Source organism: Neobacillus drentensis (assembly GCF_036966985.1).
GTDB classification, from domain to species: Bacteria; Bacillota; Bacilli; order Bacillales; family Cytobacillaceae; genus Neobacillus; species Neobacillus drentensis_E.
Map to the genome: position 1 here is coordinate 14343 of NZ_JBALSN010000393.1, position 449 is coordinate 14791.

Genomic DNA, 449 nt, shown 5'->3' on the forward strand with positions numbered 1-449 from the left:
AAAATCTTTTAGAAAAGAGCCTTAATTATTAGTAGAAATTTCTATTTTATCATTTTTGTGAATAGCTTCCGTTCCGGCATCCAATGCAGTCTTATAATATAAGCATTTATGCTCAATGACTTCCATTGTTTTTTTAGTTCTTCCATTTGTGCTTCTACATTCGCTTTCCGTTCCATAAACATGTCATATCTTTGTTGCAAAGTGGAATCCCCATCAGAACACCAATCGATGAAATTTTTAATTTCTTTAATAGGCATCCCAGTGGATTTTAGACACTCAATCACTTTTAAAGCGCCGATATCAGATTCTTTAAACAATCGTGTTCCGCTAGCTGTCCGTTCTACAAAAGGAATAAGTCCCTCCTTGTCGTAGTATCGCAAGGTATATACAGTAAGATTTAATTCTTTTGCAACTTCGCTAATAGAATATGTTTTCATCATTTATCTCCT

General features: G+C 33.9%; 1 pseudogene. It reads right to left on the reverse strand.

The features are described 5' to 3' along the window. Positions 1 to 21: 21 nt before the first annotated feature. Positions 22 to 437, reverse strand: a pseudogene (locus V7659_RS23165) (MerR family transcriptional regulator). Positions 438 to 449 lie beyond the last annotated feature (12 nt).